11 protein-coding genes are annotated in these 15,565 nt (G+C 54.9%); 2 read left to right on the forward strand and 9 right to left on the reverse strand.

From position 1 onward, the window contains the following. Positions 1 to 188 precede the first annotated feature (188 nt). On the forward strand, positions 189 to 2,090 hold the full coding sequence (gene yoaA, locus BLW10_RS10245) for a DNA repair helicase YoaA (protein WP_091334457.1): 1,902 nt from the start codon (positions 189 to 191) through the stop codon (positions 2,088 to 2,090). 63 nt (positions 2,091 to 2,153) lie between these two features. Then, complete coding sequence (locus tag BLW10_RS10250) at positions 2,154 to 3,230, forward strand: HDOD domain-containing protein (protein ID WP_091334459.1); 1,077 nt, start codon at positions 2,154 to 2,156, stop codon at positions 3,228 to 3,230. A gap of 26 nt (positions 3,231 to 3,256) precedes the next feature. Here BLW10_RS10250 and BLW10_RS10255 read toward each other — a convergent pair whose 3' ends face one another. The 9 genes from BLW10_RS10255 to folP all read right to left on the reverse strand — a co-directional run bounded on the left by BLW10_RS10255 (position 3,257) and on the right by folP (position 15,320). Then, positions 3,257 to 5,092: a PhoX family protein gene (locus tag BLW10_RS10255; protein ID WP_091334461.1), complete on the reverse strand. Its 1,836-nt coding sequence runs from the start codon at positions 5,090 to 5,092 to the stop codon at positions 3,257 to 3,259. Between the two features lie 199 nt (positions 5,093 to 5,291). Next, entirely contained in the window at positions 5,292 to 5,441 is a 150-nt protein-coding gene (locus tag BLW10_RS14010) for a hypothetical protein (protein ID WP_177169051.1), read from the reverse strand. Positions 5,442 to 5,525: 84 nt separating this feature from the next. Beyond that, a complete protein-coding gene (locus BLW10_RS10260; RefSeq protein ID WP_091334464.1) occupies positions 5,526 to 6,296 on the reverse strand; it encodes a hypothetical protein in 771 nt (256 codons plus the stop codon). 114 nt (positions 6,297 to 6,410) lie between these two features. After that, on the reverse strand, positions 6,411 to 8,924 hold the full coding sequence (locus BLW10_RS10265) for a glycogen/starch/alpha-glucan phosphorylase (protein ID WP_091334466.1): 2,514 nt from the start codon (positions 8,922 to 8,924) through the stop codon (positions 6,411 to 6,413). Positions 8,925 to 9,066: 142 nt separating this feature from the next. Further along, on the reverse strand, positions 9,067 to 9,369 hold the full coding sequence (locus BLW10_RS10270; RefSeq protein WP_091334468.1) for a hypothetical protein: 303 nt from the start codon (positions 9,367 to 9,369) through the stop codon (positions 9,067 to 9,069). A gap of 24 nt (positions 9,370 to 9,393) precedes the next feature. Next, complete coding sequence (locus tag BLW10_RS10275; RefSeq protein ID WP_143117050.1) at positions 9,394 to 9,987, reverse strand: DUF2939 domain-containing protein; 594 nt, start codon at positions 9,985 to 9,987, stop codon at positions 9,394 to 9,396. After that, the gene (locus tag BLW10_RS10280; RefSeq protein ID WP_091334471.1) at positions 9,959 to 11,884 is read right to left on the reverse strand and encodes an ATP-binding cassette domain-containing protein; all 1,926 of its coding nucleotides are present in this window, start codon (positions 11,882 to 11,884) and stop codon (positions 9,959 to 9,961) included. The genes BLW10_RS10275 and BLW10_RS10280 overlap by 29 nt, the downstream gene beginning before the upstream one ends. Before the next feature lie 118 nt (positions 11,885 to 12,002). Next, positions 12,003 to 14,516, reverse strand: a complete 2,514-nt coding sequence (locus BLW10_RS10285; protein ID WP_342707525.1) for a penicillin-binding protein 1A — start codon at positions 14,514 to 14,516, stop codon at positions 12,003 to 12,005. 3 nt (positions 14,517 to 14,519) lie between these two features. Beyond that, positions 14,520 to 15,320, reverse strand: a complete 801-nt coding sequence (folP, locus tag BLW10_RS10290) for a dihydropteroate synthase (RefSeq protein ID WP_245709325.1) — start codon at positions 15,318 to 15,320, stop codon at positions 14,520 to 14,522. Positions 15,321 to 15,565 lie beyond the last annotated feature (245 nt).

Consider the following 15,565-nt stretch of genomic DNA (forward strand, 5'->3'; position numbering starts at 1 on the left):
TACTTCGCCTCAAAGCCGTGAGCTAGGATGCCGGAACTGTGCACGAGCTGACGCCAGCGCGTCAAGCGCAATCCGTGCGCAATCATTGACTTACCGCACACTGGCACGCATCATGCCGCGACCTCAATCGGGTGTCTGCGCACGCTGCGTGCGACCGCCCCCGCTCACCCGCACAGCGCGTTGCGATCATGCCCGATCTGTCCTCAATCTTCGGCCCGGCCGGACGGCTGGCCAGCCAGATTCCCGACTTTATCTATCGTGCACCACAACAGGCGCTCGCCGAGCGCGTGGCGGCGATTTTCGAAAGCGACGGCGTGCTGATCTGCGAAGCCGGTACCGGCACCGGCAAAACCTTCGCCTATCTGGTTCCGGCGCTGTTATCGGCCCGCAAGGTCGTGATTTCGACCGGCACGCGCCCGCTGCAAGATCAACTCTTTCATCGTGATTTGCCCAATGTGCGGCAGGCGCTGGGGATTCCGGTCACAGCGGCGCTGCTCAAAGGGCGTGCCAATTATTTATGTCGGCAGCGGCTGCAACGGCGATTAGAGGACAGCGACCGCCTCGACCGACAGAGTCGCACCCAGTTGCAGCAGATTCGCGCTTGGTCAGTCGTCACCGAGCGCGGCGATATTGCCGAAGTGTCGATCCCCGAAGATGCGCCAATCTGGGCCGATGTGACCGCAACGGCGGAAAACTGTCTCGGTCAGGATTGCCCCGAATGGAAAGCCTGTCATCTGGTCGCAGCCCGTCGCGAAGCGCAGGCGGCTGATGTCGTTGTTATCAATCATCATCTATTTTGCGCCGATTTAGCCCTAAAAGATGCTGGATTTGGCGAGATCTTGCCCGGCGCGGACTGTTTTATTCTCGATGAAGCCCATCAATTGCCGGAAATCGCCACCGGCTTTTTTGGGCTGACGATCAGCAGTCGCCAACTGCTGGATCTGGCACGAGATACCGAATTGGAAGCGGTGCAAGAAGCACCAGATGTGTTTGCGCTGCGCACCCAAGCAACCCAGCTCAAACACGCCGTGCAAGATCTGCGGCTGACGCTCGACGAGGGCGACCGGCGTGGCACTTGGGCAGAATTGCTCGCCCAGCCCGGCAGCGCCGATGCGCTCTTGCATATCGGTGAGGCATTGCAGATGCTGATAAGTGCGCTCGATCCGCTCGCCGCGCATGGCAAAGGTCTGGCGGCGTGTGCGGCGCGGGCGCGGGAACACCTGCATCACTTGCATCAGATTGTGACCCAACGCGCCGCCGACAGCGTGTGTTGGTTCGAGACCCTCGGACGCGGTGTGCGGCTGCATCAAACGCCGCTCGACATCTCCGATCAGTTTCGCGAACGCATCGGACGTCCGGGCACGGCTTGGGTACTGACCTCGGCGACGCTGGCAGTTGGCGAGAGTTTCGCACACTTTGCGCAGCAATTAGGCATCGAACAAGCGGCGACCGCCCGCTGGGAAAGTCCGTTTGACTATGCGCGTCAAGCCCTCTGGTTCGTGCCGCGTGGCCTGCCGCAACCGTCAGAACCCGAATATAATCAACAGGTTTTAGAGCTGGCCTGCGAACTGCTCGAATACAGTCGCGGGCGGGCATTTTTATTATTCACCAGTCATCGCGCCCTGCGGGAAGTCGCTGCTGGCCTTGCAGAACGTGTGCAATATCCGCTTTTGGTGCAGGGCGATGCGCCCCGCGCTGAACTGATTGCGCGATTCCGTGAACTCGGGCACGCGGTATTGCTCGGCACCGCGAGTTTTTGGGAAGGGGTCGATGTGCGCGGCGAGGCGCTGTCCTGTGTGCTGATTGATCGGCTGCCTTTCGCCTCGCCCGGCGATCCAGTGTTAGCGGCGCGAATTGAAGCCTTGCGTCAAGCGGGCGGTAATCCATTTCGTGATTATCAATTACCACGCGCCGTGATTGCGCTAAAACAGGGCGCGGGCCGGTTAATTCGCGGCGCAGATGATCGCGGCGTATTAGTTGTCTGCGATCCGCGTTTATTATCGCGTGCCTATGGTCAGACGTTTCTCGACAGCCTGCCGCCGATGCAACGCACCCGCGATATTGAACAGGTGCGGCGGTTTTTTGGGTGAAGCGATCTATTAGCGATCAGCCACCAGCTTATTTTGTCATTCATTTAACCGACACGATATTCTATGCGCTTTTTCAAAATTCTGTTTGAGCGTCTTTGGCCGCGTGCGCAACACGCGGTTTCTCATTCGGCACTTGCGACCAATGAAGATGCGGATTTAGCGTGTCTGGAGGTGCCGACACCCATTCCGGCGGAAGCAGTGCAAATTCGCCGTGAAGAAAATGGATTTCCGGCACCGCCGTCACTTTCAGTGGATCGCTGGTTTTATCCCTGGTTGCTGAGTTGTCCAGATTTCATTGATAAACCGCTGACCGATCCTGAACGCAAAATTCTCACGGCTTTTGATTTATTAGTCGTCCGTCCACACACCAATGCTGAGATTGTGCCGCGTTTGCCGCTCCTGATTCCGCAATTGATGCACAGTCTCAAGGATGATACCGCGACCATCCATGATTTAGCCGATCAAATTGCCAAAGATCCGGCGCTAGTCGGTGAAATTATCCGGCTGGCGAATAGCCCGATGTATCGGCGTCCGTGCAAAATAGCCAGTCTACAGCAGGCCATCATGTTATTAGGGCAAGATGGTCTGCATCAATTGATTGCGCGGGTGGCGTTTTATCCGATCTTTAATTTGAAATCCAGCAATAGCGCCAATATCGCGGCACGGCGAATTTGGATGCAATCGGAACGCTGTGCGCTAGTATGCAACTGTTTGGCGAATGACTACAGGCAGGATGTATTTTATGCGTATCTGACCGGATTAGTGGCGCAGATTGGGCTGATGGTGGGTTTTCGCTTTATGGAACAAATTCTCGATACCCTGCAAGGGCCGATTCCTAATTCAACTGGATTTTATAAAACTTTTATTGAACGCTCGCGGCTGTTGTCCTATCGCATTATTAGCGAATGGGATTTTCCTGAGCCGGTGATGACCGCGATTCACGAACAAGCCTATCCAACGAAATATGACACGCGCTCTGGTTTAGGTGCAATGCTGGTTGTTGCCGATCAATACAGCAAACTCAATCTATTGCTACAAAAACAACCGCCACCCGAAGGTACATTCGATCCACTAGTATTTATGCCGGATCCCTGTTATCGCCGCTTGCCGAGTGATGAAGAGCTTGAAGCGGCGAGTTGAGTTTTTGTATCAATCGCAGTGGCGCGTTAGGGATTGAGCGCCAGAAACACAAAATAACCCGTATACCCAGCGCGGTGACGCGGATCAGTTAATTTATCCGCATCTGATTCGCCATAGGGGTGCTGTACCACCGACATTAAATAGGCAAAACCATTGATGTCGGGATAAAAATACGGCGATGTCGTTTCAGAGCCGTAGGGCGATGTTTGCAGGCGCATGAGTTGATCCGAGGCGAGGTGATAGGCCCAGAGCACGTCATTCTGATGACCCGCGCCGGAATCTTCACCAATAATTAGGGTGTCATAGCCCGGAATAAAGGTGAGATTATCGGGATTCGCAATACCATTGACATCGCATTGATTCTGCCCGTCATAGGCCGCTGCTTGCGCACTTGCGCCATATTTGACTGTCAGCGGCGTGCCAGTAATGAGCGGTTTCATTCCCAGCGCGGTATAGTGCGCGTCGAGTTCCAGTGCATAAACCGCACCGCAAACATTGGCTTGCTTTAACTGAATGTGATTCGCGCCGCCTTGATCGTAGGTCGAGACGCTACCCGGCGTGCGACCGGCGCGGCTGAAATTAAGCATTCCGTAATCAATTTCTGAGATTGCTAAATATAATTGATGACGCGCTGCATCATACGTAATGCCTTCCATTTTGCGAAATTCAGTGGTTCCGCCCTGCATCGCCGCCCAACGGCGCGTTTCTAAACGCGAGGCAATGGTTTGATCGAGCGTATCAATTTGCCCATCTTGGTTAATATCACGCAGTTTGAGGCATTGATGCGTTCCCGTTGTGTGACCGACATTGATCGCAGTAAAACCATTCGGACACTGTGCAGGCGTATCGGGGTCGGCTGTATTGGGCGCGGTTTCTTCAAATAAATCAGCGAAGCGATAGCGCCCAATCCAATCACGCACCTCGACATCGGTCGCGGTGCCGAGATTGATCCAATTGAGTCGCGCCCGTCCCGCGCCGTCGGCATCCTGCTGTTGCCACTGTGCAACCCAAAGCGTTCCGGCGCTCAGATCGCCCGGCTGCTGGGCGACGAAGCGAAATAGTCCAACATTGGTGCCATCGTCGGACATATAGACCGTTTTGCGGTCGGGCATGACATAACCGAGTTCGAGCGCGATGCGCCCCATCGCATAGTGTTTGGTCACGGTCGCGGCGTCGAATTGGGCGACCTGAACCTCAATCGGATAGCCGTAATCATAGGGATTGACCACAGTTTGTGCCTGTTCAGGCGCTGCGCCGAAATAGCGTGCCATCGCCGCGTTGTAATCGCTGATGGTGCCGTCGCGCCACTGTTTGGCGTCGGGTTCGTATTCTTCCGAGCCGAGATGTGTGCCCCAGGGCGTGACACTGCCGGCGCAGTGAACCCAGCCGCCGTTGAGCGCGGAAAAATCTAGCGGGCGTGTGCGTTGCGCGGTTAACTGGCCGGTTTGTGTATCTTGCGTCAGCGCCGTCAGATACATCGCGCCGGGGCGCGATTCAAAATGTGAAACCATGTACAACTGTTCATCCGCGCCGCGCAGTAGCGAAGAAAAATCGTTGTGATGGGACAGGTAGGGCGAGCCATCTTCAGCCAAAAGTGGCTGACCCTTTTGATCGTATAACTGACCAAAGCGATAGCCGTCGGGATCGGCCTGTCCAGTCTGACCCGAGCGCAACAGCGTGTGATAATGCAGCTCGACCTTGACCCCATTGATGAGCGCGTGCGGGGCGGTGAGGATTGCGTGTTTTTCCGCGTCGGTGCGCGGCACTGGAGCCGGACTCACGACCAGACTTCCGGCCAAAACCGGAGCGCACCAGCCGAGTGCTAACGTGAATGGAATAGCTTGGGTGCGGGATGGTGCCATGCGTAACGCTCCGTAACGACGAGGATCAAGTATTGAAATCGCTTTATGTTACAGACTGATGATGACGGTTCAATAACTCCAAATCATGCCCGAAACCAGTCAGCGCACAGTCAAGCGATGGCATCAAACTGCCGCTGGATTGTCCGATGTCGGCGATAGCAACCCAACTGCATCCGCGCCAACATTCGGGAAGAAACGCCTAAAGATAATTAATCGCTTTCACTAATATTTGCGTAGCGTGATTGATTAGCGCCCAATCACTGCTCGTCAAACTTTTTTGCGCTGCGGCAAGCTGTTGATCGCAGGCGTGATAATTATGAGTAAAGGAGTCAGTAATGATAGCGGTCATATCGCACTCAATTCGTATTTGCTCAGTGTAGCGATTGTTAATGACCGCACATCATGACGCCTTGATCTAGGTCATGCTTAATGCTCAATGACGCGCTTTTAAACGCGCCAACCGCTCGCTGGCCGAGTGCGCAGCCGGTAACTGACCGCTGGCCGCCGCGAGTGCAGCGGCGATATTGGGATCCTCTTGCTCGGGGCGCGTCGGAGCGAGCAATTTAGCTTTGGCGCTCGCGGCATCAGCTTGCGCGAGATCGCGGGCGGCGGCCTCGTTCATTGCTTTGAGCGCGACATTTAAACCACTGGTGACGCCGGTAAGTCCGGCAGCACGGCGGGCAGCTTCAGCCTGACGCTCGGCTTGTTCGCGCTGTTGTTCGGCGCGTTTCATATCGCGTTGGGCACGTTCTAATTGCCGCCGCGCTTCTTTGAGTTTATTACCAGCATCCGTATAGGTGCGCTCCAGCATCGCTAAAAATTCCTGCGCATCCTGTGCTTCACTGGCTTCGCGCTCAACATCCGGTGTCATTTGTTCGAGCATATCAAGCAGGGTATTCAGGCTTTTTTCTAATGTCAGCCGCCGATTTGGATCGACTTCAATAGATAATTGCCCTTGCAACATTTCCGCAGCCGCCATGCGTTGATTGAGCAGGGTTTGAATCGCATCAGCTTCTTGTTGTTCGCGCTGATAGGTTTGACGCGCTTGAGCGACTTCTAAGCCGAGTTCATCGAGATGCGCTTCCATTGTACGCAATTCGGCCTCAGTTGCGCCCTGTGGATCCCAGCGCACCAGTGCCTCTAAACCACTCTGTATGGCTTGATCGGCTTTAACACCAACAAAATGACGCATAAATTTCAACATGATTGATTCCTCGGTTGATGCGTTTATTAGCTACCAGCGTTTAGGTGTTGTCGGTGAATCATGCGCCGTGCTGATTGAATCCAGCACAATCAGTGCGGCGCGATTCAATGACCGTTATACTGTTTTGGGCGCAACGGTCTCTAAATGCCAAATCTCGCGGTTATATTCGCTAATCGTGCGATCCGATGAAAACCGCCCGCTATAAGCGGTGTTGAGAATGCTCATACGTAACCAATGCTCACGGTCACGATAGGCGGCAGCGGCGCGGTCTTGCGCTTCAATATAACTGCGGAAATCAGCGGCAGTCATCCAGGGATCATGCGGATTGCGAATCGAGAGAATAATCGGGTCAAAGACGCCAGCTTCAAACTGATTAAAATGCCCGGATTCCAGCAGATTCATCACATCGCGCAATGCCGGATCGCTGGCGATTAAACCATTCGGGTCATAATGACCGCGCAAGGATTCGACACCGGATGCGGTTAAGCCAAACAGGAAAAAATGATCTTCGCCAACTTGGTCGCGGATTTCGATATTAGCACCGTCGAGTGTGCCAATAGTCACGGCACCGTTCATCATAAATTTCATATTGCCGGTGCCCGAGGCTTCTTTACCAGCAGTTGAAATTTGTTCAGATAAATCGGTACCCGGAGCAATCACTTCCATGAGTGATACGCGATAATCTGGGACAAAGGCAACGCGCAATAATCCAGCCGTCGCCGGATCAGCATTCACAACCCGCGCTACCTGATTGATGAGCTTGATAATCAGCTTGGCCATAAAATAGCCAGGCGCGGCCTTGCCACCAATCAACACACAGCGCGGCGTCCAATGCGCGGTATCACCGCGTTTGATGCGATTGTAGAGATGAATGATATGCAAGACGTTGAGCAATTGACGCTTGTATTCGTGAATGCGCTTCACCTGCACATCAAAAATTGCATCAAGCGGAAAATCTACGCTGCATAATTCCCGAATCTGCTCGGCTAATCGCGCTTTATTGTTTTGTTTGATGATATGCCAGCGTTCACGGAACGCGCTATCTTCAGCATAGGGCGCTAACTTGACAAGCTGTTCGAGATCGTGAACCCACTCAACACCGATGGTTTCATTCAGCAATTCGGTTAAGCCCGGATTACACATTGCCAGCCAACGACGTGGTGTGACACCGTTGGTTTTATTGTTGAATTTTTCCGGCCAAAGCTCGTAGAAATCACGGAATAGTCCTTCGACTAATAATTGCGAATGCAATGCGGCAACACCATTGATCGAAAAACTACCGACAATTGCCAGATACGCCATGCGCACTTGCGGATCATAGCCTTCTTCAATTAGTGACATGCGCCGCTGCCGGTCAATATCCCCCGGCCAACGCAATGCGACCTCGGCAAGAAACCGCGCATTGATCTCAAAAATGATTTCTAGAATGCGCGGTAATAATTGCCGGAATAAGCGCACTGGCCAGCGTTCCAATGCTTCGGGAAGCAGAGTGTGATTGGTATAGGCCATTGTGCGGCGCGTGATGTCCCAAGCTTCTGTCCATTCCAGATGATGCACGTCCATAAGCTGCCGCATCAACTCGGCAACTGATACCGCTGGATGGGTGTCATTAAGCTGGAAGCAGTTTAATTCAGCAAAGCGGCTGAAATCTTTGCCATAGAGTCGTACCCAATCGCGCAAGACATCTTTAATACTGGCGCTGGCAAGGAAATATTGCTGACGCAAGCGCAGCTCTTTACCATTTTCGCTGGCGTCATTCGGATAGAGCACCATCGTAATATGTTCGGCAGCATTTTTCTGCGCGACTGATTCGGTGTAACTGCCAGCATTAAATTCATCAAGATCAAATTCATCAGTGGCCGCTGCTTTCCATAAGCGGAGCGTATTGACGGTATCATTACGATAGCCAGGTACTGGCACATCGTAGGGAACTGCTAATACATCATGGCTGTCAACCCAACTGACAATCATGCGTCCGGTATTCGGATCACGATGGGTTTCAGTGCGGCCACCGAATTGAATGCGTTGGGTAAATTCGGGGCGCTCGATTTCCCAGGGATTGCCGTCGCGGAGCCAATGATCTGGCTCTTCGATTTGTGCGCCATTTTCAATTAACTGGCGAAACATGCCGTATTCATAGCGCAAGCCATAGCCGCGCACGGGTAATTGCAGCGTGGCGCAGGAATCGAGAAAACAGGCCGCGAGCCGACCTAAACCGCCATTGCCTAAACCAGGATCTGGTTCGATGGCGGCTAATTCTTCTAATTCTAAGCCGAGCGTGCGTAAGCCTTCGGCGATTGGTGCATCTAATTCCAGATTAAAGGTCGCATTCGATAGCGCCCGCCCCATCAAAAATTCCAGTGATAAATAATAGGCTCGCTTGCAGCCGGTTTCATCATAGGTCTGGCGGGTGCTTTTCCAGCGTTCCATTAACCGATCACGCAGAATCGTTGCCAGCGCCCGATAGGGATAATAAGCTGAGAGACAATCGCGATCACGTCCGAAGGTATTGACATAATACCGTTTGAAATCATGGGCCAATCCTTCGGGATCCCGCGCTAAAGGCGGTAAATCGAAGGTGGCGTCATTGGGGCAATTTTTCAGCAATATTGTCGATGATGAAGACATGCAAGGGGGTTTCCTGTATTGGAAGGGTGGGGTGTTAGTATTAGCTTTTCAGCTATCAGCAATGATGATTCGGCATGAATCGCTGCTTAAAAAAGCTCGAAGCTGAAAGCAGGCGGCTGATAGCTGATAGCTTTCTTCGCGCTTAATCTGCTTCATGCACCGTGTCAGGCTGGAGACTCGGTAATGGCGAATGACCGCGTTTACAATCTTCGCGCAGACGTTTGAGTAAGCGTTGCCGCTCTTCAGGGCCAGCAACCATGAGCGCGGCAAAGGCAGCACGCCATTGAACCATATATTCATAGTCCGCCGGACGTTCGGTATAAATCATAATAGCGGTGCAATAATCTGTAGCCTTCAGATAATCCTTGAATGGAACATCTGTTGGCACGAGCAGCGATGCGACAATTCGCCGCGCCTGTATCGAGGCTTTATATTGAACGCTCATAAATTTTTAATTATAAGTTTTTAATTAGTCGTGAAGCAGGGTGACGCGCCAAATAAGTCCGTCGAGTTGCAAGCGCACATATAACGGCGGCGCGGTCGGGGCGCGTTCGATGCGCAGGCGCACGGCGTCTGGTGCCTCAAAAAAAACTTCCGAGAGCGAGCGCCACAGACCAGGGCGGTGCAGGGTGGGAATCTGCTTAAACTGGTCGCTGACCCACTGTAGGGTAACGCGGCGTTCAAGAACCGCGACGCCGTGTTGACGCAAACCCGATTCAAGCCACGCAATAAACGCATCCGAAACGGTTTCGATGCGATTGGTTTGGCGTTTATCCAGCCGACGGGCGAGTTCATCGCGCACGGCATCCAGATTCACTAAGGCGGCGATGGTGGCAAAATCCTCTTGCACGACGGCGCGTTCTAATGACCACAGGGTACTATAGGGCCAGAGACCATAGAGCAGCGTCAATACTAAGATCAGTAGCAGCGCCTGCGTGAGCGTGTGATGCACCGCTAACCAAAGGCGCAGCATTCCGTGCCCGAGGCGGCCAAGCCAGTGGCGACTAAGCTGGAGGCGTCGCGGTGCGCCGAGTTCAACCATCGCGGATCTGCGCGTGTTCAAGCGTTTCGAGGGTTTCGCAGACCTCAAGCCAGGCCGTTTCGGTGGCGTCCAGATCGGCCTGAAGCTGGCGTTGTTCAGCCAGCAGGGTCAGCAACTGCGTTTTGGCCGCGGCCTCGTAGAGTTCCGGTGCGCTCAGTTGCTGTTCAAGCGCGGCGCGGCGTTCGCTCAAGGCCGTGAGCTGACGTTCTAGGGTTTTTTCGCGGTTGCGCAGCGGTTGCAGTGCCTTGCGGGTTTCGGCTGCCTGACGGCGCTGTTGCTTGCGCTCACCGCCGCCGCTTGCGTTAGTCGCGCCCTTTTGATTACTTGCATTCTGTTGTTCATCAAGCACTTGGCGTCCCGCCAACCACGCCGGATAGTCGTCGAGATCGCCGTCAAACGGTCGCACCGCGCCGCCATCGACCAGCCATAAATCATCACTGGTGACGCGCAACAGGTGGCGATCATGCGAGACCAGCACCAGTGCGCCATCAAACTCTTGCAGTGCCTCAGCTAAGGCTTGACGCATGTCGAGATCGAGATGATTCGTCGGCTCATCGAGGAGTAGCAGATTCGGGCGCTGCCGGATCATCAGCGCCAGCACCAGCCGCGCTTTTTCGCCACCGGAGAGCGGCGCGACCGGCTCAAGCGCCCGATCCCCAATAAAACCGAAGCCGCCGAGATAATCGCGCAACGCCTGCTCAGTGGCCTGTGGATCGAGGCGGCGCAGATGCAGCAGCGGGCTATCAGTAGGGCGCAATTGCTCAAGCTGATGCTGGGCAAAATAGCCGATTTTGAGATCCTGAGCGCGTTCACAGCGCCCAGCTTGCAGCGGCAATGTTTGGGCTAAGACTTTGATCAACGTCGATTTGCCCGCGCCATTGCGCCCAAGCAAGCCGATGCGGTCGCCGGGATCGAGGCTGAATCCGACCCCATTGAGAATCGGGCGCTCACCATAGCCGACCACCGCATCATCGAGTCGCAGCAGCGGGCGCGGCAGCGTGTCCGCCGGCGCAAAGCTGAAGCGAAACGGCGAGTCGATATGCGCCGGAGCGATCAGTTCCATGCGTTCAAGCGCCTTGAGCCGACTTTGCGCCTGCCGTGCTTTAGTCGCTTTGGCGCGAAACCGCTCGACAAAGCTGTGCATGTGGGCAATCTCGCGCTGCTGGCGCACATAGGCGGCTTGCTGTTGCGCGAGCCGCTCGGCGCGTTGACGCTCAAAGGCCGAATAATTGCCGATATAGAGCGTCAGGCGCTGATGTTCCAGATGCAGGGTGTGACTGACGACGGCATCGAGAAAATCACGGTCATGCGAGATCAGCAGCAGCGTACCCGGATAGGTTTTGAGCCAGCCTTCGAGCCAGATGACGGCATCGAGATCGAGATGATTGGTCGGCTCATCGAGTAGCAGCAAATCCGAGCGACACATCAACGTCCGCGCCAGCGCCAGCCGCATCCGCCAGCCGCCCGAATAGCTATTCACCGCTCGCTGTTCATCGCCCGGCGCAAAGCCCAAACCATGCAGCAGCCGAGCGGCGCGACTTTCGGCCTCATACGCGCCGATAGACTCTAAACGCCCGTGCAATTCGGCTTGCTGGAGACCATTGCCAGCCGCTTCGGCGGCCATCAGATCCGCTTGCAGTTGCCGCAATTCGCGGTCGCCATCGAGCGCAAACTCTAGCGCCGGACGATCTGTGTCTGGCGTGTGCTGGGCGACATGGGCAATCTCCCAGCCGGGCGGCATGGTCACATCACCGGTATCGGCGTGCAGTTCCTCGCGCAGCAGCGCAAACAGGCTCGATTTTCCGCAGCCATTCGCCCCAACGAGGCCGACTTTTTGGCCGGGATAAATCGTCAGTGTGGCCCCTTCGAGCAAACGATTTGGGCCACGACGGAAACTTAAGTCTTTCAATTGCAGCATGAAATTAGGGTTTCCTGAGGGGCGGCCAGTGACCAGCTACCAGCCTCCAGCTTAAAGCAGTTCGGCGTATTTTTTTAGCTGAAAGCTGGCTGATAGCTAATTAGCTGATCGCTCACAATCAAAACAAATCATCCATCACTCGCGGCGCGGTACGCGGGCGATTCGGTTTAGCCGGTGCTTTAGTATTACGTCCACCGCCTGCCGTTGGCCCAGCAATCTGCACCGACTCCGGCCCGAGCATGGATTTACGATGCTCTTCTTGCACCATTTCCAGAAAGCCGCCTTTCGCTTGAATCTCAACTCCGCGTGCAGCATTGTCACGTATCGCAATTAGTCCGGGCGGCGGAGCAAGTGTGGCAATGGGGCGCTCTTTTAATGCTGCTTCCATAAAGGCCAACCACATGCCGAGCGCCGCTTTACCGCCTTCTTCACCGCGTCCGAGCTTGCCGAAATCATCAAATCCCATCCAAGCAATGGTTACAAATTCGGCTTGATAGCCAGCAAACCACGAATCACGCACATCATTAGTCGTGCCAGTTTTGCCGACAATATCCGGTCGCGAGAGCTTTTTTGCCCGTGTGCCGGTGCCGCGATCAATGACTTCACGCAACAGTGCCGTCATTTGATAAGCGGTGCGCGGATCAATCACCCGTTCCGCTAATCCCTGACCCTGTGCAATCAAAGCGCGGGGATCGGGTGCAGTATCGCCGATTTTGAACCAGCAATCCGAGCACGCACGCGCTGGTTTAGCATCGAAAATAATCTGACCATCACTATCTTCAATGCGGCGAATAAAATAGGGCGTGACGTGATAGCCGCCATTCGCAAACACCGCATAGCCTTCTGCTAATTTAACCGGCGACAGTTCGCCGGTTCCCAACACCATTGACAAACCACGCGGTAGCGCCGGGGTATCAAAGCCAAAGCGCCGAATATACGCCTGGGCTTCATCTAATCCGACGCTCTGTAATAAATTGATGCTCGCTAAATTGCGTGATAGCGCCAATGCGCGACGCATTGGAATTGGGCCGAGTTCACGATGATCGGCATTTTTTGGATTCCAATTCGGATCACTTTTGACCCGTACCGCTTGATCGCGCAATAAACTCACCGGCGTCCAGCCTTTATCGAGCGCAGCCGCATAAACAAATGGCTTAAAGCTAGAGCCGGGCTGACGGCGCATATCAACAGCGCGATTGAATTTTGAGTCATTGAACGCATAGCCGCCCACCAGCGCCCGCAATGCGCCATCACGCGGATCGAGCGCCACCAGCGCCCCGGCGACCGCTGGAATCGGCGTCAGCATCCAATCACCTTGCGCATTGCGCCGCAGGCGCACCAAATCACCGACCGCGACCGACTCCGGCCCGCGTCGGCGCTCGCCATTCCAACGCTTGAGATTGCGTTGCGTGCGTGCCCAACTAAGCGCCTGACGCGGCAGCGCCACCCGCTCGCCGCGCCCGAGATAAAGTTTCGCGCCCGCACTCGACAGCCCCGTCACCAGCGCCGGAATCAATTCGGGAATACGCGGCACGGTGTCTAAATACGCATCTAATTCAGCGTCATTTAATCCAGTCAGATCAAGCGTTGCTTCTGGGCCGCGATAACCGTGCCGCCGATCATATTGACGTAATGAACTGCGCACCGCATCCTGTGCCGCACGTTGTAACTCCGGTTCCAGTGTGGTGGTGACGCGATAACCACGATTGATGGCATCCTCACCATAAAAGCGGACAATTTCCGCCCGCACCATTTCCGCCATATAACCCGCTTCCAATTCTGGGCCGCGTTGATGCGCTTGGGCTAAATCCGGGGCGCTCCGCGCTTCAGCATATTGATTGGCGTCGATATAATTTAATTCGTACATCCGCCCCAAAATATAATCACGTCGCTCTAAAGCACGTTGCGGATTGGTGAGCGGATTATTTACCGACGGCGCTTTCGGAATCCCGGCCAGCATCGCGGCTTCAGCAAGGCTGAGTTGATCGAGCGTTTTATCATAATAAAATGCTGCTGCTGCTGAAATCCCATAGGCGCGATGACCGAAGAAAATCTGATTGAGATAGAGTTCGAGAATTTCTTCTTTAGTCAAGGTCTGCTCAACATGCAGCGTTAATAACACCTCAGCGAGTTTGCGCTGAAAGGTCTTTTCTGGGGATAAAAAGAAATTGCGCGTCAACTGCATACTAATGGTACTGCCGCCTTGCGATTTCTCGCCGGTCGCTAAATAACTTAGCAATGCCCGCCCTAATCCCTGCGTATCAATCCCGCGATGCTCAAAAAAGCGACTATCTTCAGTCGCCAAAAAAGCGTTGATAATTAGCGGCGGAATCGCTTGAATTGACACCGGACGCCGCCGCTCGATGCCAAATTCGCCCATTAAACGCCCATCGGCGCTATACACGCGCAATGGTTCTTGAAGCTGCACCGTGCGCAAGGTTTGCACATCGGGCAAATCCGGCAAGGTCACACCGACGAACACACCCGCAGCGACTAATCCGAGCGCGAGTAGCTGTAAGGGCGCACCCAAGCCCGCGCCGAGCAGGTGAAAAAACCAGCGGCGCGTTGCCCGCAATCCTGAGCGCCAACGCGGAACCGTCCGCGCTGCTGCCATGTTGCTGTTTTTATTCAAACTTTAGGCACCTGTCGCACGCCCAGCAATCGCCCAAGCGACATCCGCAGCCTGCCGATTGGCCGCGACATCATGAACGCGAAAAATCGCCACGCCCTGCTTGACCGCTAACGCAGTAGTAGCACAGGTCGCCGCGACCCGTGCTTCGGGGGCAGCATCGCCACAAAAAGTGCTCAAAAAGCGTTTACGACTTGTGCCTAATACCACCGGAAAACCAAGCGCGACGATCTGTTCGAGTCCAGCTAAAAGCTGCAAATTATGCGCCGTAGTTTTGCCAAAACCGATGCCCGGATCGAGCAAGATCGCATCATCAGCGATCCCTGCCGCCCGCGCTGCCGCAACCTGCGCTAACAAATCACTACAGACCTCGGCGACCACATCCTGATAGGCGGGCGCGGCCTGCATGGTTTGCGGCGTGCCGCGCCGGTGCATGAGCACAATCGGTGCTTGCAACGCGGCGGCCAGCGGCAGCATTTCGGGGTCATCGCGTCCGGCAGAGGTGTCGTTGATCCAATTCGCGCCCGCTGTCAGCGCCGCCTGCGCCACCTGCGCCGAGGTGGTGTCAATACTCAGGCGGATTTCGGGTGCAATCTGCTCGCGCAAGCGCCGAATCACCGGCAGTACGCGCCGCAGTTGCTCATCGGGTGGAACGGAAAGTGAGCCGGGGCGGGTCGATTCGCCGCCGATGTCGAGCATCTCGGCACCTTCGGCCAGCAGCGTGAGCGCGTGCGCGACCGCAGCTTCGGTATCGAGATAGCGCCCGCCGTCAGAAAAACTGTCCGGCGTGACATTGACAATCCCCATCAAACGAGGCGGGCGCGAGCTGTGAGTAGTAAACATGGCTAACTGGGAGCGACTAAGAAGCTTGGGTCAGACATTGTACGGCGTTCGTGCGGGAAGCTGGCGGCTGGATGCTGAAAACTCAAAACCGTAGTATATGCCTTGCGTATAATAATAGTGAAATTCAATCAGGAGCAATTGAGCGATGAGTTTAATTGACGATTTAGCGAAAGCGAAGTCTGAAGAAGATGTCAAGGATGCCTATATCA

Source organism: Allochromatium warmingii (assembly GCF_900107145.1).
Taxonomy (GTDB): Bacteria; Pseudomonadota; Gammaproteobacteria; order Chromatiales; family Chromatiaceae; genus Thermochromatium; species Thermochromatium warmingii.